We start from the raw sequence: 20,981 nt of genomic DNA on the forward strand, positions 1-20,981 counted from the left end.
TCGGAACCGAACGACGACCGGAGTCTCGCGACCAAAATCGGTCTCGGCACCGAGGTGTCCGCGACGCTCTCGACGGCGGAGGTGGACTGGTACGCGTTCGCGTCGCGCAGGCGACGCCTTCACGGTCAAGTCGCCAGAGCGAACGCCGACGGCGTCTCGCTGGCCGCGGTGTTCGACGCCGAGGGAAACCACCTCGACCAGGTGTACGTCGGAAACGACACGCCGGTCGCGATCACGGAGACCGCGTCACAGTCGGGAACGTACTTCGCGGAGGTCGTGGACATCAACCAGGGCGACGGTGACTACACGCTGACCGTCTGGGACGGGTCGTCGGTACCGACGCCGACACCGACGCCCACTCCCACGCCGACCGCGACGCCGACGCCAACGCCCACTCCCACGCCGACCGCGACGCCGACGCCAACGCCCACTCCTACGCCGGACGACGGCCAGTACCCGCTGAACGGGACGCAAGACCTCCCCGGAACGGTTCAAGTCGAAGACTTCGACGAGGGAGGCGAAGGCGTCGCGTACAGCGACGTAGACGAGGCCAACCACGGCGGCCTGTACCGTCCGTCCGAAGGCGTGGACATCGAGGACAGAGACCCGGACAGCGGAGACTACACGGTCGGCTGGACGAGAGACGGCGAGTGGATGGAGTACACGGTGGACGTCGTCGGCGGGACCTACGACATCGCCGTTCCGGTCGCCAAGAACGGGTACGCAGACCTCACGAGTCAGCTTCGAGTCTCGGTCGACGGCACGACGGTCGGAACCGTCGACGTCCCGGACACGGGCGGCTGGGGCGAATGGCGAACGATGACCCTCGAGAGCGTCGACGTGCCCGGGGGCTCGAACCAGGTGCTGCGACTGGATATCGTCGGCGGGCGCTTCAACCTCAACGAGATCCGGTTCGACCTGGTCAGTTCGGAGACGACGACGACGCCTGTCTCGTCTTCGGACGACGACTACGGGACGCAGCGCTACGGAGAGTACGGCTACGGTGGCGTGAACAACTGACGCACCGAATCGAACTACGATAAAACATACGAACTACATACGACAATGACTGAATTCTACGACTACAACACGCCGTCCGAAGGGACGGTCGACTGGCACGTTCCGCTCAACCAAAACTTCGGGGCGATTTCGGAGGACGTCTCCACACTCGCCGACCGACTCGACGTCACCGTCTCGGGGAACTACGCCGAACCGACCGAGGGGTCGGTTGACTGGCACATTCCGCTCAACGAGAACTTCGAGTCCATCGAGGACGACGTGCAGACGCTCGCCGACGCGGCCGGCGTCGGGAGCGTCGGCGGGTACAACACACCGGCTGCCGGGACGACGGACTGGCACGTTCCGCTCAACGAGAACTTCGAGCGAATCGACGGTGACCTCGCCGACATCGCGTCGTCGATAGAGACAGCACTCTCGGGGATGAATACGCTCTCGAACGTGGATGTTTGGCTCTCGTTGATCGGATCTGACACCGACCGCGTGGTCTACGATGCGACGACGTACGGGGGCACGACTCTCGCACAGCAGGTCCAAAACGCGTTCTCGGCAGCGGAGACCGAGACCGACGGCCGGGCTATCGTGTGGGTCCCCGCAGGCGACTACAATTGGGACCAGACGGTGACTCTCGCCACAGGCGACGTGTGGGGCCCGATGTTCCTGTTCGACAGCGATGCGATGGTCGAGGTCACCTCGAACCTCGCGTTCGACTTCAAGCGGGGGTCGAACGGATTCGGACTGACTAACGACACGCGGACGAGCCCGTACGTCATCGGTGGCGAGTGGTCCGTGACTAACGGGTGGATCCGTGCGACCGACATCTATCGAGGATTTGTGGCCCCCGTACGTGTCTCCGGTGGAACTATCGCTGTCGAAGTGCTGAACGACGACGGATTCTGCGAAGGGTGGACGTTCCGAGATACGGTATATGATAGCTTTGATACGGTCATTAAGTTCGACGCCCAGAGCGCGGACCAAAGTCTCCTGTCGAACCTCACGTTCCGCGACTTCCAAACGGCCGTCCACATCGCTTCGTCGGGTCAGAACTACACCTGCGCGAACCTCACATTCGAGAACCCCCGCAGTGGTGCCGTTGGGATGCATTTCGAGAGCTACACGACCGGGAGTATCTACCACCCCATCTGGTCCGAGTCTGCCGGAACTGTGTTCCGGTTCGACGACACGCAACGACCGAGCGTCATCGACCCCGACGTCGCAGATGAGGCAACCCTCGCGACGGGCTACGAGCCTGACGTCTCGTCCGGCGTAGCATGGCAACAGGCCCACCTATCGCCGGTCATCAACGACGGTGGACCAACCCTCAAGTCGCCAGTCGTGCGGACGGACAACTACGCCGGTGGTCTGCCAGCACAGGTGGAGGCGGCAGCAGCCGACTTGCCCGACGGCGGAACGATACTGGTCCCCGGGTCGCAGTCCTACGATTGGGGACAGACGGCCAACATCTCTCTCGGCGGTCGTGATATCTCGCTCGTCATGCCGCCGAACGTCAAAGTGAACATTACGAACGAATCGTGGGCGCTAGACGTTTCCGGCCACGGTCGTTTCGGGATATATGGCGGGTTTTGGTTCGGTAACGACAACTCTGTGGGTTGGATACAGACCGACGTGCCGAATTTGGACGCATCTCCGTCTGAGGTTCGAGGCTACGGCTCTGGACACGGTATCAAAGCAACTCCACGAACAAAGGGAACGTACCGCGTTTACGACCTTCGGTTCATTCACACGACGAATGATGGTGCTGCTTCGGACGTTGCTTGTGTAGAGATCGGTGGCGAGGGCTGCGCACAGCTATTTATCTCGCACGTCGAGACGGAGAATATCAAGTGCGGATACCGATTTACTGCTTCCATCGACGAGTTCGTCGGAATGCGCCTCTCGGCCCATCCGTGGAACGATGGAGCTGTGTTCGCCGATACGGACGCTTCCGTCTCGGGAACGTGGTTCAACTCGAAATGGGAGGCACCAGGTGTCACCGGTTCCGTCGTTTTCGACAACTCGGACACGTCCGACCCGGCTGCCGTGGTCGAACCGTGGCCGTGGGGTGGCGACCAGAGCATCGAACTCTGGCGCGGAACAAAGCCTCGCCTGTTCCCCGATACGGACACGCGCGTCGCGTCCGCGTTCTGGTTGTAAGGTATTCTAACGCCTCCTTTTCTCCGGGTTCGGCCGATGTGTCAATCGGTGAATTGATTATGTGTGGGTGCATGGCATAGATGAACGTAGCGGAGAGCGACCGATAACTGAGCTACCCTGGAACAATGGATGCATTCTCCAAGCTAGACCGATTCGTCACCTCGAATCGGAGAGACTCGGAGACGGAGCAGGAATACATCAGGCAGGTTGCCGAGCGGTGTGGTCTCACACCTGACGAGATCGAGACGTTGACCGACGCATACGACAAGTACCTCTTCTCGCCTGATCCGACGCCGACCGACGAGGAACAGACGACTATCGAAAAGTTCGTCGAACGCGCTGAGGCGATGAGCCGGGACGAGTCTCTTGACGAGGAATCCATGACGCTCACCACGCCGCCGCAAGAGTCAGAGCGGGTCGCTGAGGCGACCCCACCGACCGAGGCGACTACCGAGACGTCTGACCGCCAGCAAGCGACCGCCGAACCAGAGTCATCTCCTCCGACGGTGAGTGGCCCCTCCCACGCCGGGACGGACAGCGTGTCCTTCCCCCTGCCGAACCGAATCGCAAGGCCACTCTCGTCGGGTTTCGAATCGACGTTCGCCAATCGATCGGATTACTGGTATCTCTCGGTGCTCGCGGCGTTCGGGGCATACGTCTACTACCTCGGGCTCGGCTCGTATCCGCTCCGGACGTGGGACGAGGGCGTCTACGCAGAGGCGGCGAAGAACGTTCTGCTCGAAGGTGCGTGGCTCGCCCCGACCGTACACTACCACGGAGTGCACTACACAGTCTTCATGGAGAAGCCACCCGGAGCGTTCTGGCTCGAAGCACTCTCAATGGGAGTCTTCGGCATCAACGAGTTCGGGGCTAGATTCCCCTCGGCGACAGCCGCCATCCTCGTCGGACTCGTACTCTACGTGTTCGGCCGTCGCCTCTACGATAGACGGGCAGGGTTCTTAGCGGGACTGGTGTGGCTGTTCGGACCCTACACGTTCGCGGGCTACAACGCGGGACGGTTCGGGGGAGTCGAGATGCTGACTGTCCTCGTCGGTCTCCTGTTCGTCTACTCCACGTGGCGACTGGCGACCGACGAGGACCCCGGTCGCTGGTATCTGTTCGCCGGAGTGTTCGCAGCGATGGCAGTCATGATAAAAGGGTTCGCGGCGGGCGTCTACGTTCTCATCGTACTTCCCCTCGTCGCGAGGTCTGCCGGTCGTTTCCTCCGGCCACGGTTTTTCGCCACGGTCGGCGTTACTGCCGTACTGGCACTACCCTGGTTCGTATTCATGCACCTCGAATACGGCGACCGGTTCCTCGAGACCATCTTCTTCCAGCAGGTCCTCGGCCGGACAGAGGGGGAACTGGCGACGGCCGGTGATCCGACGTTCAGTTGGATGCACTTCCCGTACATCAAAGCCGTGCCGTTCTTCTACGACCCGTGGATATTCTTCCTCCTCCCGGCCACCGTCGTTCTCGGACTGTTCGCCTACCGACGACACGACGTGGAACTCGGATACGACCTCGCGTTTCTCGTCTGGTGGGCCGTCTCCGTCTTCGTTTTCTTCCTCTTCACCGGTAACAATTCGTGGTACCTGCTTCCCTCGTACGTCGCGGGAGCGTTGCTCGTCGGTGCGTTGTTCAGTGAAACGTCCCGCGGTACCCCGGTAGCCACTAAGGCGACGCTCGTGGGTCTCGTCGCAACTCTGCTGTTCTCGACGCGTCTGGAACCACTCTCACCGTTCTCTATCGAGTGGGTCTGGTGGATGCCCGGCAACGTCACGGAAGGCCTGACCTACCTGTTCGGCCTTCTGACCGGTGCTGCCTTCCTTCTTGCGACACCTCGCGTAGTCGCGTACTTGCGGGAACACCTCCACGAAGACGACAGCGACATCGCAGTAACGGCGTTCAGCGTGTTCGCAATCGCCGTTCTCATGGTTGGTCTAATCGGCGCAACACCGCCAGTGATGAACCAACCTCCGCGGTTCAGCGATGCGAAGTCACTCGGACTCGACCTTCGCCAAGAGGTACCAGAGACGGAATCTGTCCACTTCGAGACGGGGATATTGGAGCAGACGGGATCGATATTCCACGTCGCGTTCTACTCGCGTCGTTCGCACGTGCAAGCGTCGATGCCGGAGATTAACGGGAACGAGCGAGTGAAGTATGCGGTAGTCAGCATGGAATCGCTCAACCGGATAGACCGGGAACATCGCGTACTCGGACGATACAGAATCACCGCGAGAACGACCGGAGGGGGCGAGCCGACGGTCGCATTCGTCGAGTTCGACTGAGTGAGAGTCGACACTGTAATACCGACGGTCAGACGGCGATCCGTGACTGATAGAACTCGTACAGGTCCTCGCCGACAACCTCGGGAGCGTAGTTCTCTCGAACGTAGTCGTACGCGTTCTCGCCCATCGCTCGCCTGCGCTCGTCATCGTCGTAGAGCGTCGCCATCGCGTCGGCGAGCGCTTCCGCCGACCGCGGTTCCACGACCAGACTGGTCTCCCCGTCGGCGACGACGTGAGGCGGCCCGCCCACGTTCGTCACCACGCTCGGAATCCCGCAGGCCATCGACTCGATGAGCGCTCGGCCGAACTGTTCTTTCCACCGACGGCTGGCGATGCTCGGGAGGACGAACACGTCGCTCAGGTTGTAGAGGTGCCTGATGGTCGGAATGTAATCTACGTGGTGGACGGCGGGGTTGTCCGCGACGTGCGTCCTGTAGTACGCCGGGTCGAGGTCGTTGTCGCCGAGGAGAATCAGCGACACGTCGCCGAACCGGCTCTGTACCGTCTCGAACGCGTCCAGAAGGTAATACGTGCCCTTCCGCTCGTTCAACCCGTGGACGAAAAGAAAGTTGAACGTCGATTCGAGGTGGTCGGGCATCGACGCCGCCGCCGGGTCTTTTGGACCCCTGTCGAAGTCGTCGAAGTCGACCACGTTGGGCAGAATTTGGATTCGTTCGGCATCGACCCCTTCGTGTATCAGCGCTCGCTTTGAGTCCCACGTCGGACAGGTGAATCCGTCTGCGTACCGGTTCACAGTCCGTTTCACCGCCCACGTGAGAGGGTTCGCCGGCCTGTGCGGGATGTTCTCGTGCGAATCGACGAACAGCTTGGTGTCCGACCGGGCACAGAGGAGCGCAGCGTAGCCCGAGTAGAGGCGGAAGTTCTCGGTGACGTGGACGATGTCGTACTCGTCGACGACTCGGCGGATACCCGAGAGCGCGATACTCGGGAGGCCGTACTTCTCGAGGACTTGCCACACGACGTTGTCGTATCCGAACGCGTCGAGCTTGCCGTCCCACCAGTCGAGCGACTCTATCGGTAGGTCGAGTTCCGACGCGTCGAACCACGCGGGGTCGCTCTCGAACCCCGTGACGCTGACGTCGTCGTACGCGTTGTGGACGTACTCCCAGAGCAGGGTGCTGTTCGGACGGAAGTACGGTCCGCGGATTATCGCGATTTTCGTCGTCATTTGAAGGCGTCGAACCAGCTCATTGCTCGTCTCGAGTGTGCAACCGCACCGTCCGCATCGTCCTGCACATCTGTCGGTGCGTGGTCTGACTCGGCGGACGGACCTTGTTCTCTCGTATCACGTTCTGCGTAGACACGCCGTTAGTCATAAGTTCTTTGACGGGTAGTGCCCGGTGGCCGCTTACGAGCCGCCGGATCGGACAGTAGCGGCCGAGTACGCCGACCCGAACGTCGAGAGCGGAACGAAACGCATCACTGCCGAGTCACTGGCTCGAACCAGCAACGAAACCGCGAGACAGCCGTCTCGAACGAGATGCTTCGGTCTCCGACTCGTGGTCGGGTAATCGGAGTTCATCAGCCGACCACAGTAGACCGGCGGTCCCCGAGTCGTAGACCTTGTTCTCGTTCTCGACAGTCGTCTCTAACCACTCTCGAGAGAGGATGAACTTCCCCCACGAATCTCCCGCGTAGTGAACGAGATGGTCGGCCCATCCCGTTCGGTACAGGAACAATCCACTGTCGCCGTAGATGCCGGTGTCAGTAACCTCTGGCCCGGGTTCTGGACTCTTCCCGAACTGTTCGATTGCCAGCCCGTCGATCCAGAACGTTTGGACTCCCCCCTCGTGTCTCTCGGTGAACTGAGCGACTGCTTCCAACGAGCGATATTCGGTTTCTGAGAACTCGACCTGTTTCTGGGGAGGGCCGTCCGGCGGGTCGTGGAGGTCGTAGAGGTCGTCACCGGCAAGAACGTATAGCGGAGCCGTCGTAGCGAGTACTAAAAAGAGAGCTAAGGGGAGAACACGGGTCACAGACGGTGTGCTTGCGGACCGAATCAACCGATACACACCGATTCCTAGAACGATGGCGAAAAAGAACGCGAACGGCATCCGGATTCTGTTCAGTCCGGGGATGACGAGAGGGGTCTTGAACACCACCGCCGCACTCAGCGTGCTAACCGAGACGAGGCTGACCGAGCGCTTGAACGTACCGGGGGACTCTAAGACAGTAACAATCCCGAGCGAGAAGACAGCAGCGAGTGCGGTCAGATACAGGCTGTTCACGGAAGCAAGCTGTGCCAGAGCCGTCTGTACGGTCTGCGGCGGGAGGGCTGTCCCGAGAGCGACCGTCGAATCGCCAGTCACGTTCGACGCTGTTTGCCCGAACAAATCCGTAACTATCCGCCTCGCCCACCACGAGACGTTGAATACGAACGATTCCGCCGTGATAGTCCAGTAGATAATCGCGGTTGCCCAGCCGGCGAATATCGGTAAGTACCGCGGTTCAGTAATCGAGAGGCTATTCCGGTCTTGAAGACGCACAGTCCGCGTGATAACTGAGAGGAGGCCGAAGAGTGCCACCACGGGAGTCAGCAAGAGGAAGGAGAGATGGTGAGTAAACAGCGCGCTGGCCAGAAGGACGAGCGAAACGAGAGTCCACTCTACCGTGCGCGTCTCCGGCGTCGTAGAGAGTCGAAACATGATGAAGAGGAAGAAGAGAGAAGCGGTACGACGAGCGACTGTGGAAAGAGGTAGGTCGTGTGATAGGAGATAGAGTAAACGAGCGACGCTCCGAGTGCGATGGAGAGGGAGAGCGACAGCCGACGCAAGACGACCTGAGAGAGAAGGAACAGTAGTGGTATGACGAGAAGCGAATAAGTGATAATTCCGAGGCTGAGTATCGAGTCGTAGACGGAGAGGTCCGTGAACAGGTGGAGGTTACCGACGAGGAGGTGATAGCCCGGGAACACGCGATATTGGTCAACCGGCCCATGGATGGCCGCCGCCGTTCCCCGAGACAGCAGTTGATTCACGTGGAGGATGTGGAATAGGATATCACCATCCCCGAAGTAGAATCCAGTCGTCAGATACTTGCTCAGCGGTGGAACGGTGAATAGTGCGACGATTTCCGGAAGCAGCTTTTTGGTCGGTTCACGAACCATGAGTCGAAAGGCGAGTAAGAGATAGCCAAGTGGGAGGAGCGTCAACAGCACCAGTAATCGCCGCTCTATCAGCACGACGGTAACGATGGACGCGAAGAAGACGAGATACACTCCTTTCGACGACCAGCGGAGCAGACGATCACTCACACGCCACGACACGCTCGTGTCGTAGTTGTAGTAGACGACAGCGCCCAGCAGAATCCCGAAGACTACGTAGAATCCCCGAATACCGATGGATACGTCCACAAATCCACTCACGAGTAAAACAGTGAGACCCGCAGCAGAAAGACCGAGCGGGTAGAAGATTCGCCTGAGAGAAGAGGGCGAGACGCGGTACATCTACGACTCCTTTCGATTTCGTATTGTATAATTCTTCTCACTATCCTCGTTACGTACCCGTTCTCAGGAGCTCGTGAGATATCTCCCGGGGAAAGCGTTCTGAACGCTACAGGGCCAGTAGATACAGAGAGATCACGGATACCGCCCCCGCCCGACCTTCCCCCGAAGACCGTCCGCGACGCCCTCGAACAGTCCGCGGACGCCGCCGGATCGGCGGTAGTACGTCCGGATGCCCGTCTGTTTGACCAGCCACCGAGCGAAGAAGAGAGGAAAGAGGTCGCTCACCCGGTCGCGGAACTTCCGGGCGAACACGACCATGTTGCGCGCCCGGTAGTACGAGTACATCGCCCCGAGTTCGCCTTTCGAACTCTTGCTCTCCTTGTGGTATATCTCGGTCGTCGTGTCCGTGGCCAAGTCGTATCCGGCGGCCGCGATGCGGACGGCGTGCTCGACGTCGTCGTAGTAGAGGAAGTAGTCCTCGGGCAGGAGACCGACCGATTCGAGTACGTCGGCCGGGAACAGCAAACTGCAGTTCGGGATGTAGTCGTTGAAGACGAGTCCCTCGGGTATCGACGACGGGACGGCGGCGTGGTCGGCGTTCCCGGTCTGCCAGTCGAGCGACCCCTTCCAGAACCAGACGGTGTCCGTGTTCGGATACTCTTTCACCAACGGCGTGAGCATCCCGACGTTCGGGTTGGCCTCCATCGTCTCGACGAGGTCGGTCAACAGCGACTCGTCCGGGACGACGACGTCGTTGTTCAGTTGCCAGACGTAGTCGACGCCGCGTTCGAGGACCTCCCGCGTCCCGACGTTCATCCCCCCGGCGTAGCCGAGATTCTCGCCCGTGTGGACGACGTCCACCGACGGGTACTCCTCCTCGAGTCGGTCTCCGGACCCGTCCGTGGACCCGTTGTCCACCAGCACGACGTCCACGTTCGGATACGACACGTCGAGAAGCGAGTCCAGACACTCTCTCGTGTCCGCGTAGTTGTTCCACGTGACTATCGAGATGCCGACGTGCGGGCGAGTCATCCTCTCGTGTATCGATTCAGGTGGGCAGAATAAAGCTTTCTGCACCCGGTAGCCGACCGCCGACCGCGATGCGTCGCGACGGCCCATCGGCCGGTCGTCGGCGGACTACTCGGACGACAGTCCTGGCAAGCCGACGGTCAGACTCTCGCCAGTGACTTGACTTCCCGTGAACGACTTCGCGTCGTACAACTCCTGTTCGTTGAGCGCGCCGCTACACGGTGCGCGGTACGACACCAGCGAGATAGCGACGTCTTCGTCGCAATCGATGTCGAAACTCCCGGTGACCTGTCGACCGTCGTCGTCGAACGTCAGTCCGCCGGCGGTAATCGTGCAGTCGTCCGGCACCTCGTCCACCTCGTCGGCTTTCTCGTAGACGCCGTCGTTGTCCACGTAATCGCCGAGGTAGTACCCGCCCGCGTAGGTGTTCCAGTAGGCCCAACGGAGCTTTCGGGCGCCGTACTGCTCGCCGTTTAGGTCCTCTATGACCTCATCCCCGACGACGAAGTCGATCTGAGCACAGGCGGCGCTACAGAACGTGACGTAGCTTATCGCTTTGCTGTCCGCGCCGAGGTCGAGCGTTCCCTCGCTGTACCCCATCGGCGGATCGACGTCTCGCAGGGTCGTCTCCGTCCCGTACTTCGCGCCGACCACGTGGATGTAGCCCGCGTCCCGCGGCGCCGTCCAGTGAATCTTCACGGGTTCGGTCGGGTCGTCGTCTTTGTACGCCAACACCTCGATTTCGAAGCCTCCCGTCCCCTCGTCCAAGACGAACTCGCCGGATTCCTCGTCGAACTCGTACTTGGCGACCTGTTCGGTTCCGTCGGGACACTCGACGTGGAGCCCTTCCGGCGGTCCGTTGCCGTTCGACCGGCCTGTCGGCGGACCGTTGCCGTTCGATTTTCCGGGCGTCGCCGCACCGACACCGCTCGCTGTCAACAGCGCTACTCCCGTGCCTGCCGCCTTCAGAACCCCCCGCCGCGTTCGACCGGTTGGCTCCCTGCGTCGTGTCTCGTCTCCGTTCATGCGTACCACCACGTAGTAGGTATTCGCGACGTGCAATTAATGTTACTCAGATGACAGCCAGGGTCTCGGGTGGTTTCTGGCAGTTCCTACAGTCTGGTGACGACGAACCCAACGTCGGGGTCGCCGCGGTCCGTCCCGTCCTCCACGACGTCCACGCGGTACTCGCCCGCTGTCGAGTCCCACCGCACCGACGACCGAACGCTCACGTCGTCGGCGTTCGCACCCGCGCCGGTCGGGTCCAGATGCACGTTCAGGTGCGCGCCCGGTTCCGTGACGCCGGTCCCGACTTCGGCTTTGCCGTCCGAGAGCGTGACCGTCCCGCGAGTCACCTGCTCGCGTGCGCTCGCTTGGAGACGCTGTTCGCTCCCGTCGGCCCATAGAGTCCTGACTTCACCGGCCGACTCGTCCGCGTACAGCGTCGCGCCGGACTCGGGCGTCGGCGGCGGCGAACTCGGGAGGAACGTCAGTCCGGTGGTCTCTCCGCGTTCCTTCGGGAGCCAGGTGTTCCCCTTGATGGACATGGAGTAGTAGAACAGGTTGGAGACGCGAATCCGCTCGCCGTCCACCGGATCGTCGAACGTCCAGCGGATGGCGTCGACGGGCTTGGAGTGGCCCTCCGGGGAGAGAACCACGGTCATCCCCGTGTTCCCGCTCTCCTGAGCGACAGTCGTCCACGACCCCTCGCTCCGCAGTTCGAGCGCGATGCGACCGGCCGGGCTCTCCGACTGGAACATCACCATCGCCCGTCCCGGACCCCAGTCGTCTTCGAGTCCTGCGACGGTTATCGTCGCGGGGAAGTCGTTCGGTCTGTTCCACCCGGCCCATCCCGAGGGGCCGGGCTTGAACAGCTTCCGCAGGCGGCCGTCCTCGGAGAACGGGGTGTGAGAGATGTCCGCCCACTCGTCCGCGTAGCCGAGGACGTTGTCCTGGACGCCGACGGCGTCGGTAGAGTAGGCGTGCATCCCCGGCAACAGCATGTCGTGGACGTAGTTGTCGGTGTCGTACGGTCCCTTGAACGTGCCCTCTGAGAATCGCACCGCACCCTTCACTTCGAGGCGGCCCGTGTCGCTGTCGTACTGCATGGTGACCTCGCCGTCGTCTCCCATCGTGACCGTCTGTTTCGTACCGAGACGCAGCGAATCGGCTCTCAGACGCCCAGCTCCGCGTCTTGACCCGTGACGGACGTATCGACGGAGACGAGATCGTCCTGCGACTCGACCTTCGTCAGCCCGTTGAAGTCGATCCGGTGGACGTCCGACGCGACCAGCGACCCGTCCGCAAGAACGTCTACACCGCCGCCGCCACCGCCGTTACAACCGGCGAGAAGCGTCAGCCCGCCGGCCCCGGCTAAGCCGAGTAACTCCCGTCTCCCCAACCCCTCGTCGGAGTTGGGCTGCTCTCTCGACTCTTCGCTGGACGCTTCGTCGTCACCCATGTGAACCTGTTAAACCACACCAATACATAAATGGGAAGGTCGCGAACTGCGGACCTTCGACGGGTGCGACCAGTGAGGTAGCGCGCGAGAGAGACGAACGCGGCATCCCCCGGGTTTAATATCCCCTACCCGCCATGGTATTAGCGAATTGAAACTATGCCCGAAGTTACGATAATCGGCGCCGGCGTCGCCGGCTGTACGACGGCGTATCTCCTCCGAGAGCAGGGATTCGACGTCACGCTGGTCGAGAAGGGAGAGGTCGGCGGGCTACTCCGGGAGATCGAGTTCGACTCCGGCTACCACTGCGATTCGGCTCCGCACCTCCTCTTCTTCGACCGGGAGGAGGAGGCCGTCGTCGGCGACCTGTTCAGAGAGTTCACCGACCTCGAAGACCACCGCTTCTACGCGAAGACGTATCCGACGGGAACGCTGTCGGAACCGCACAACTACCCGGTGACGCGTTCGAACATCTCGCTGTGGGACGACGCCGACGAGATAGAGCGCGAACTGGCGGCCGCCGAGGGAAAGACCGACGCCGACTACTTCGAGCCGTACATGCGGAGACAGGTCGGTGAGCGGTTGTACGAGCGGTACTACCGGAACTACACCGAGAAACACTGGGGCATCGACCCGGCGCGCATCACCGGCGACTGGTTCGACTTCAAGATCAGCTTCCCCGACGACGAGGACTCGTTCTTCGACGGCGGTGCGTACTACCCCGACCGGAAGTACTCCGACGTCCTCCGGGACATGATTTCGGGCTGTGACGTCGTGTACGACGGAGCGACGGGGTTCCGGACGGACGGAACGGAGATAGAGGCGGTGACGACGGAGAACGGCCAGACCATCGACGGCGACATCTTCGTGAGTACTGTCGACCCGAGCTTCCTCGTGGACGAGGACGTCGAACTGGACTACCGCAGCATGGTCATCCTCGGGATGCACGTCGAAGCCTCCGAGCGACTGTTCCCCGACTACGTGAACTGGGGCTACTTCCCGAACGACTACGAGTTCACTCGGGTGACCGACTACGACTTCACGCCGCAGGACATCCCCGACGGCGAGTACATCCTGACCGTCGAGTTCCCCTGCTTCGTCGGCGACGACGTCTGGTCGCAGTCCGAGGAGTGGTTCGAGGAGTACTTCCTCTCGTTCTGTGAGGAGCAGGGCATCGACGCGACGACCATCGACGCGAAGATTCGACGCGCTCCGCGTGCGTATCCGCTCCCTGTCGAGTCGGAGATAGCGACGTTCGAACGGCTGAACGACCAGCTTCACCGGTACGACAACATGTACAATCTGGGTCGAGTGAGTACGTACGAGTACATCTGGATCAAGGACATCGTCCAGCAAGCGTACGAGACCGCCGACGAGATTGCGGCCGCCGAACCCCTTGAGACGTGAGAGTGGCGACGACGCGACGAACTCGCACGCCACTACCGGTCCGAGCGAGCAGTCCCCGAAACCGACACGCAACTCACGCACCGTGAACGTCCTGCAGGTCACGCCCACGAACGTCTATCCGCCGTCCGACGGCGGGCAGCATCGGAGTCACGGACTGGTGTCCGCGCTCCACGGTGAGGGGGACGCCGTCTACCGGTACTGTCAGGGAGGTCACCTCGCCAACTACTGGACGGGGGAGTTGAAGCGCAAACTCGACATCGACGACGGATACGTCGAGTTCCAGCATCTCAATCCCGTCTTCGACCTGACTCGGTTACCCGAACTGTTCGGGCTTCCCAACGTCTTTCTGGGTTCGTCGCTGCGCCTCCTGCGGCCTTCCCCCCCTGGTCGAGCGTATCGAGTGGGCGGACGTGATTCTGGTCGAACTCCCGTGGCAGGTGCCGGCCGTCGCCGACCTAGCCGACTCGACGCCGGTCGTCTACTCGAGCCACAACGTCGAGCAGGAGCGGTTCGAGACGACGGCCGACGGCGTCGGGAGCGCGTGGTTCACCTCACGGGTGACCGCCGTCGAACGGGCCGCCCTCGAACGGTCCACGGCCGTCGTCTGTACCTCCCGGCGGGACGCGGCGGAGTACCGGCGGCGCTACGACGTGGACGCGACGACGTTCGTCGCGCCGAACGGAATCGGCGAGGCGGCGCTCTCGGACCCCGAGTCGGACGCGGCGGCCGACGAACGGGTTCGGGGCCGTCACGGGATTCGTGCGCGGTCCATCTGCCTGTTCGTCGGCACCGACTACGGACCGAACCGCGAGGCGGTCCGTTCGGTGGTGCGGATGGCGGAGGAGGCCCTCGAACGGGGACTCGACGCGGAGTTCGTCGTCGTCGGCAGCGTCGGCGAGTCCGTCGAGGCGTGTCCCGAGAACGTCACCGTCACGGGGTTCGTCCCCGAGTTGGAGCCGTACTTCGCCGCCGCGGACGTCGGTCTGAACCCGATACGTTCGGGAAGCGGCACGAACATCAAGCTCCTCGAGTATCTGGCGCACGGGCTTCCCGTGGTGACTACGCCGTTCGGCGCGCGCGGGTTCGACGTCGCCGACGGCGAGGAGGTACTCGTCGCGGAGCAGTCCGCGTTTCTCGACACCGTGACGACCGTTCTCTCGGACGACGGGGTACGACGCCACCTCGCCGAGACGGGCCGGGCGTACGTCCGGCAGAACCACACCTGGGAGCGAATCTCCGCCGAACTCCGCGAACGCCTCGTCGAACTCCTCACCGACGCCCGGTGACTGCGTCGGGACGAGAACAGGAGTAACCCTTTTCTCACTTCGTGTAACTGTTTTAACGTGAAGGAGAGATGTACACCCTAGCTATCAACCCCTGCGTCGGCGAGCTCGGCTCACACGACCCGAGCGCCGTCGTCTTCGAGGACGGCGAACTCCTGTTCGGGGTCGAGGAGGAGCGGTTCGTCCGCGACAAGCACGCCACGAACACGTTCCCCGAACGAGCCGTCGAAGCCTGTCTCGACCACGCCGGCATCGAACTCCGCGACGTCGAGAAGGTGCTGGTTCCGTGGAAGCCGAGTCTGTTTCCGAAGATGCTCCGGTACAACGTCGAGCAGTCGCTCACCCAACCCGAGGGTGTCGCCGGGAAAGCCAAGTGGACGGCGTGGTCGCTGCGAAACGCGGCGGTGCCGCCGTTGTTCGGCGAATCGGTCGTCGAACGGCGCCTTCGCGACATCGGGACGCCCGTACCGCCCATCGAGACGCGCGAACACCACGAGTGCCACGCCGCCAGCGCGTTCTACCCGACCGACTTCGACGAGGCGCTGGTGCTCACGCTCGACGGTCGGGGGGGAGTACGACTCGACGGTGGTGTGGCACGGCACTCCGCGCGGACTCCGCCGGCTCCGAACCTACGAGTATCCGAACAGTCTCGGCTTCTTCTTCGGTGCGGTCACGAAGTTCCTGGGGTACTACCCGAACAACGGCGAGGGGAAGATAATGGGGCTGGCACCGTACGGAACCGAGAACGACGACATCGAGGACGCTCTGCGGAGCCTCGTCGACGTGGGGGTGGACTACGACGTGACTGCGCTCTCGCGCGGGAACTTCGAGTACGGAACGAAGCAGTTGGAGGACCTGTTCGACCGGCCGCGGAAGACCCACACGAACGAGTTCTCCCAGTGGGAGAAGGACCTGGCGTACGTCACCCAGCGACTGCTGGAGGAGACGGTGGTCGACATCGTCGAGACGTTCGCCGAACGACTCGGCGTCCACGACGTGGGACTGGCCGGCGGCGTCGCTCTCAACTGCAAGATGAACAAGCGGGTGATGGAACTGGACGCCGTCGACAACGTCTTCGTCCAGCCGGTGTCGAACGACGCGGGGAGCGCAGTCGGGGCCGGGATGCTGGACGCCGGGCCGCGGGCGACGCGGACGATGAACACCGTCTACTGGGGACCGGAGTACTCCGACGAGCGGATCACGGCTCGACTGGAGACGAACAAGATACCGTACACCGAACCCGACGACATCGAACGCGTCGTCGCCGAGCGAATCGCCGACGGCGACCTCGTCGGGTGGTTCCAGGGGCGACTCGAGATGGGGCCCCGCGCGCTCGGGAACCGGAGCATCCTCGCCGACCCCCGGAGCGTGGAGTCGCTCGACCGGGTGAACGAGTTCGTGAAACACCGCGAGGGGTGGCGGCCGTTCGCGCCGTCGATGACCGAGGACGGTGCCGAGGAGTACCTCTCGACGCCGAGCGGTCGCCGTACATGATAAAGACGTTCGACGTGAAGCCGGGCAAGGAGTCCGACATCCCGGCGGTGCTCCACCCGGCCGACGAGACGACGCGACCGCAGACCGTCGACGCGGAGCAGAATCCGCGCTACCACCGACTGCTGACGGAGTTCGAGCGGATAACGGGTGTACCGGTACTCCTCAACACCTCGTTCAACGACCACGGCGAGCCAATCGTCAACAACGACGTGGAGGCCATCAAGGACTTCTACGGGATGGGACTCGACCTGCTGGTGCTCGGAGACAAACTGGTCGAGAAGGGAGAACACCCGACGCTGTCGGAGGGGGCCCAAAGGGCCCCCTCGCAGTCCGGGGGTTCGTAGGCCGGTCCGGGCACGTCGGTCGTCGTCTCCGACGCCGGCGACCGTCCGCCGCGTCGCAGTCAGCCCATCCGAACCCTTTTCCCTCGTTCACATCGAATCAGAGACATGAAACGGCGGCACTATCTCGCCCTCGTCGCCGGCAGCACCGCCGGCATCGCCGGATGTGGCGGAGCGCCCGAAACGGCCACCGAGCGAACCGAGACGGCGACTCGCCGGACGACCGAACCGCCCCGGACGCCCGCCTCTGAGACGAGACGACCGACGGATACCCCTCCGGAAGAGACGGAGGCCGACCGGCGGCGACCGAACCTCGAAGCCCTCCCGGCGGTGGATACGGTCGACAGTTCGAACCCGTTCGTCTACGTCAACGACATCCCGCTGGACAACTTCAACGGCGAGTTGGCGCTGGCGATGGGAAGCGACGCCGACGGGGTCGAACTCGCGGGCTACCTCCACGAGTTTCCGGTCGTGCCGTGGTGGGACGGCGCCGAGAAGTTCGAGCGCGCGAAAGAACTCTACGCCGAGCATCACGAGCGGACGCGGTCGAAAGCGGTACAGAGCGGGTTCACGGACCTCCCTCCCGTCGAGTTCGGTCTGTACGACCGACACGAGATGCCCGACACCGGGCGGGTCGAGGACACGGAGCCCATCGGCTCCACCGGGACGGACACCATCGTCGAGGCCGCACAGAACGCGTCCCGGGACAACCCGCTCGTCGTCGCCGTCGGCGGTCCGCTCTGTACGCTGGCAGACGCGTATCTCACCGACCCATCTATCGCCGAAAAGGTGGTGCTGTTCTGGCGAAGCGGCCTCGACGCCGACGGGTGGAACGCGGCGCTGAGTGGGTGGAGCATGACCGTCGTACTCCGTCGGATGACGACGGTCATCTGTCCGGCCAACGGCGGGCCGCGCATCACGAGAGAGCGCGTGGAGAACGAACTGCCGGACGGGCCCCTGACGAGGTACATGCTGAACAAGGTGTACGACGGGACGAACGAGAACCCGTTCGGCGACGACGGGGTGAAGTGGGGCGCAGACGCCATCGCGACCCTGTCGCCGGCGCATCCCGAGACGCGCGGCGAGAGCCGAAATCTCCGTCTGGCCGGGCTGAAAGAACACTGGAAACTCGGGCGGGTGCTACAGAACCTCGAACTGACGTCGGAGCCGACGAACGTTCGAATTATCGAGAGCCACGACCACCCGAAGATGAACGACGCCTGGTGGGGACACGTCGCCGACCCGACGACGTGGGACGGCGAGTAGCGTCCCCCGAGAACTACCCCTCACGTCAACATTCTGAGACTCCGCGAGCACCGTTCCGAACCGACGCCTCAACCTGACGAAGGAGACCCGCGACGCGGCCGCGTTCGTATTGGTTAATCTTCATTTACAGAAGTAAATCTGTAAGTGTAACTATTCCAAGGACTTGGAGTCCGTCGATTTCCCGGGACGGCGCACTCGCCGGTCCGAGAATGCGCTGGTCGACGGTATCGAACGGATAGCGGCAGTCTATCGCGTATAATGACCCCTTCGGAGCCGTTTCGAGACTGTTAATCAGCCGATGACTTCCTAATTTCTCAGATACGAGATAGGTATAGTTCCGTTCGGTGACCGCTCTCGTCAGTTCTGTTCCAAGAGTAGTCTAATTTGTTCTGTTTAGTTCGGTTCGTTCGTCAGGTCGGACCGGTAACTCTACAGTCGCCTTCGACGCCTCCACTACGTCTTCGAAACCAGTTACTATATCTTCAACGATGCATCCAACTTATCCAATGTATATCTCTTTTCTGTCCGATATTTGCTACTACATTTTATTTATACTGATAATTCCACAGTATTTCAGTATGGTGAAATGTGTCCGGGAGATTGAGACCGACGGTCCGATACCCCCCTTCCGAGGAAGGCAGTCAGCGACGACGGCACGACGGTCATCGGTCGCAGTACGAATACAATAAATTAGAATCTCATCAACTAGTCGGGTTCTCTGTTGCCGGAGGCGAACCCCGTCCGTGTCCGAACCGTCCAGTCGAACGGGACGCACCCGAAGCGGGACCGGAGTAGCAGTGCTGGAGCGACGGGGGGCGGCGAGAGCCCGACGCCGGTGCAATCATACATCCCCACCCTCTATCACTCGTAGAGACCGTATGGACAGACAACGTGACACCGCCCGAGTCCCCCTCAACGCGCTCCGACGGCAGGTGGCAGAGGCCGCGGGCGTCTCCGCGTCACTCGTCGAAATCGAAGGGGTGGAGATCGACGAGAACGCGCTGGAGGTGTCGTACTCCGTACCCGCCGGCGACGCGCCGATGGTCGAAGTCGTCGTCGAACACCCCGACGGGCGAAGCGACTCGACGCTGGTCGAACTCCGCGAACCCGCGGGGCTGAAGGTGTACGGCGAGGCGATTCGCATCGAGTACGCCGGACGGGACAGCGAGACGGGCGACGTCCTCGTGACCGTCGACCAACGGCGCGGCGACGACTGGGTGACGCTCCTCGGATGCGGCCAGATGTGGGCCGTCGAGACGGAACGGGACGGCGAACCGGTCCGCGTGACCTGTCACGCCGAGACGCCGACGCGACCCGGCGACGACGCGGCAGAGTAGCCGAACCGGCGAGCGACGGTCCCCCGCCGCCGAACGTTCGCCCGCCAACCGGTCACTCAAGTAGGAGGAGTCCGAAGCACGGCCGATGCCAATCGTGGAAGTGACGCTCCCCGACGAGTTGTTGACCGACTTCGAGAACCTCGTCGACGAGGAGTTCGTGAGCGAGGAACAGGCGGTCGAAGAACTGCTGAGCATGGGTATCGACGCCTACAACGTCAACGTCGTCGACGAGTCCACCCCCGGCGACGACTTCATGGACGGCGCCGAGAACAACCTGTTCGACACCGCGGACGACCCCGGCGGCCTCGACGACGACCGCCTCTGAACCGCGTTCTCTTTTCGACTACCGCCGCGCCGCGAGCGACGGGTGTTCGATTCGAGTCGTCTGCCGGCCGCGACCCGCAAACTGCACCTCGCTCCCGCGAGAGATGCAGTTCTCGTGGGAGCGAACGAAAATATACGGGAAGATTCTTCACAATTCCCGTACGAGAACGAGTATGTCGAAGTCGACGGACGAACGGGGGCGTATCTACCTCCCGAAAGACGTCCGGTCGCGTTTCGGAGAGCGGTACCGAATCGTGGAACTTCCGAGCCACGTCGCACTCTTCCCCGTGGACGACGACCCGCTCGAAGGACTGCGGGAAGCGGTGGGCGACGCGTTCGAGGGAACCGATTCGGCAGGCCTCAAAGCGGAGGCACGGGAGTCTATCGCCCGCGAGGTCGAAGACGAGGCCAAAGGCGACGCCTCGAACCGCGGGGACTGAGCCGTGTACGTCGAGACGGACTTCCTCACAGCGCTCGTGAAGAACGACGATTGGTTGTGCGACTGGGCTCTCGACGCGCTCGAAGAGCGAGACGACATCCACACGTCGATTCTGTCGTACGCCGAGGTCTTGGTCCTCTTCTACGACCGCGACATCTCGGAGTACGACATCGCGCCCCGCGGGCCGTCGCCAACCTCCTGGAACTCGTCCCGATCAGACCGAGCGAACACGAGGACGCGGTGCTCGCCGCAGCCGCCTTCATCGAGGAGTACCACCTGACGCCGTTCGACGCGCTCCACGCCGGCCTCGTCGCGACGGGCGGGGAGCGAGTGCTGTCCAGCGAGCAGGATTACGACGTCGTCGGACTCGACCGGGCGCCATTGGAACCCGACGAGAGCGAGTGACCTCTCGCCCTCCTACAGTCCGACTCTCACCGTCGTCGAGAACCGAGAACACCCCGAGTAGCGTATCTCTCGCAGGTACATCCGCGATTTCCCCGGAACGTGCCTTTCTCGGGAGGGTGTAGGGAAGACGCGAATCATCACCGCCCGATGGACTGGAGACGCCATCGACGCGTGAGAGCCGGGTCGGGTCGTCGACGTCGAAGCGGTCGATATCGGCATCGGCGTCTGGTAGTCTCCCCCTAGCCGATCCAGCCTGACGTCGGTCGT

Annotated in this window: 17 protein-coding genes and 3 pseudogenes; 12 read left to right on the plus strand and 8 right to left on the minus strand. The window is 62.5% G+C overall.

The genetic code is table 11. The annotated features are described in order from the left end of the window. The 3 genes from GJ632_RS07710 to GJ632_RS07720 all read left to right on the plus strand — a co-directional run. A partial coding sequence (locus GJ632_RS07710) for a carbohydrate-binding protein (RefSeq protein ID WP_191452594.1) occupies positions 1–1,020 on the plus strand: 1,020 nt, incomplete at its 5' end. 258 nt (positions 1,021–1,278) lie between these two features. After that, entirely contained in the window at positions 1,279–3,171 is a 1,893-nt protein-coding gene (locus tag GJ632_RS07715) for a hypothetical protein (protein ID WP_191452595.1), read from the plus strand. 125 nt (positions 3,172–3,296) lie between these two features. Beyond that, on the plus strand, positions 3,297–5,465 hold the full coding sequence (locus GJ632_RS07720) for a glycosyltransferase family 39 protein (RefSeq protein WP_191452596.1): 2,169 nt from the start codon (positions 3,297–3,299) through the stop codon (positions 5,463–5,465). Between the two features lie 28 nt (positions 5,466–5,493). Here GJ632_RS07720 and GJ632_RS07725 read toward each other — a convergent pair whose 3' ends face one another. The 7 genes from GJ632_RS07725 to GJ632_RS07755 form a co-directional block, all read right to left on the minus strand. Then, positions 5,494–6,654 carry a glycosyltransferase family 4 protein gene (locus GJ632_RS07725; protein ID WP_191452597.1) on the minus strand — a complete coding sequence of 387 codons (1,161 nt, stop codon included), beginning with the start codon at positions 6,652–6,654 and terminating at the stop codon, positions 5,494–5,496. 262 nt (positions 6,655–6,916) lie between these two features. Further along, positions 6,917–8,011 (minus strand): hypothetical protein, encoded by a 1,095-nt coding sequence (locus GJ632_RS07730; protein ID WP_191452598.1) that lies wholly within the window; start codon positions 8,009–8,011, stop codon positions 6,917–6,919. A gap of 80 nt (positions 8,012–8,091) precedes the next feature. Continuing rightward, entirely contained in the window at positions 8,092–8,931 is an 840-nt protein-coding gene (locus GJ632_RS07735) for a hypothetical protein (protein WP_191452599.1), read from the minus strand. A 132-nt stretch (positions 8,932–9,063) separates the two neighbouring features. Beyond that, positions 9,064–9,963 carry a glycosyltransferase family 2 protein gene (locus GJ632_RS07740; protein WP_197427934.1) on the minus strand — a complete coding sequence of 300 codons (900 nt, stop codon included), beginning with the start codon at positions 9,961–9,963 and terminating at the stop codon, positions 9,064–9,066. 105 nt (positions 9,964–10,068) lie between these two features. Continuing rightward, positions 10,069–10,986: a hypothetical protein gene (locus GJ632_RS07745; RefSeq protein ID WP_191452601.1), complete on the minus strand. Its 918-nt coding sequence runs from the start codon at positions 10,984–10,986 to the stop codon at positions 10,069–10,071. A gap of 86 nt (positions 10,987–11,072) precedes the next feature. Continuing rightward, positions 11,073–12,092, minus strand: coding sequence for a hypothetical protein (locus GJ632_RS07750; RefSeq protein WP_191452602.1), 1,020 nt, complete (start codon positions 12,090–12,092; stop codon positions 11,073–11,075). Between the two features lie 41 nt (positions 12,093–12,133). Beyond that, positions 12,134–12,421 carry a hypothetical protein gene (locus tag GJ632_RS07755; protein WP_191452603.1) on the minus strand — a complete coding sequence of 96 codons (288 nt, stop codon included), beginning with the start codon at positions 12,419–12,421 and terminating at the stop codon, positions 12,134–12,136. Positions 12,422–12,577: 156 nt separating this feature from the next. Here GJ632_RS07755 and GJ632_RS07760 point away from each other — a divergent pair, with 156 nt between their 5' ends. Then, a complete protein-coding gene (locus GJ632_RS07760) occupies positions 12,578–13,825 on the plus strand; it encodes an NAD(P)/FAD-dependent oxidoreductase (RefSeq protein WP_191452604.1) in 1,248 nt (415 codons plus the stop codon). Between the two features lie 73 nt (positions 13,826–13,898). Here GJ632_RS07760 and GJ632_RS07765 read toward each other — a convergent pair whose 3' ends face one another. Further along, a complete protein-coding gene (locus GJ632_RS07765) occupies positions 13,899–14,111 on the minus strand; it encodes a hypothetical protein (protein ID WP_191452605.1) in 213 nt (70 codons plus the stop codon). A 109-nt stretch (positions 14,112–14,220) separates the two neighbouring features. On the opposite strand from GJ632_RS07765, the gene GJ632_RS07770 reads away from it, so the two are divergent. The 8 genes and pseudogenes from GJ632_RS07770 (at position 14,221) to GJ632_RS07800 (ending at position 20,714) form a co-directional block, all read left to right on the plus strand. Then, complete coding sequence (locus tag GJ632_RS07770) at positions 14,221–15,111, plus strand: glycosyltransferase family 4 protein (protein WP_343161086.1); 891 nt, start codon at positions 14,221–14,223, stop codon at positions 15,109–15,111. 68 nt (positions 15,112–15,179) lie between these two features. After that, a pseudogene (locus GJ632_RS24685) lies at positions 15,180–15,620 on the plus strand (carbamoyltransferase N-terminal domain-containing protein); the annotation flags it as partial. A gap of 76 nt (positions 15,621–15,696) precedes the next feature. Continuing rightward, positions 15,697–16,946 (plus strand): annotated as a pseudogene (locus GJ632_RS25260) (carbamoyltransferase). 105 nt (positions 16,947–17,051) lie between these two features. Further along, the gene (locus GJ632_RS07780) at positions 17,052–18,209 is read left to right on the plus strand and encodes a hypothetical protein (RefSeq protein WP_191452607.1); all 1,158 of its coding nucleotides are present in this window, start codon (positions 17,052–17,054) and stop codon (positions 18,207–18,209) included. A gap of 878 nt (positions 18,210–19,087) precedes the next feature. Further along, positions 19,088–19,546, plus strand: coding sequence for a hypothetical protein (locus GJ632_RS07785; protein WP_191452608.1), 459 nt, complete (start codon positions 19,088–19,090; stop codon positions 19,544–19,546). An 85-nt stretch (positions 19,547–19,631) separates the two neighbouring features. Continuing rightward, entirely contained in the window at positions 19,632–19,871 is a 240-nt protein-coding gene (locus GJ632_RS07790) for a hypothetical protein (RefSeq protein WP_089811011.1), read from the plus strand. A gap of 172 nt (positions 19,872–20,043) precedes the next feature. Further along, positions 20,044–20,310 (plus strand): AbrB/MazE/SpoVT family DNA-binding domain-containing protein, encoded by a 267-nt coding sequence (locus GJ632_RS07795; RefSeq protein ID WP_191452609.1) that lies wholly within the window; start codon positions 20,044–20,046, stop codon positions 20,308–20,310. A gap of 3 nt (positions 20,311–20,313) precedes the next feature. Beyond that, positions 20,314–20,714, plus strand: a pseudogene (locus tag GJ632_RS07800) (PIN domain-containing protein). Positions 20,715–20,981: the final 267 nt, after the last annotated feature.

The organism is Halogeometricum sp. CBA1124 (genome assembly GCF_009741955.1).
GTDB lineage: Archaea > Halobacteriota > Halobacteria > Halobacteriales > Haloferacaceae > Halogeometricum > Halogeometricum rufum.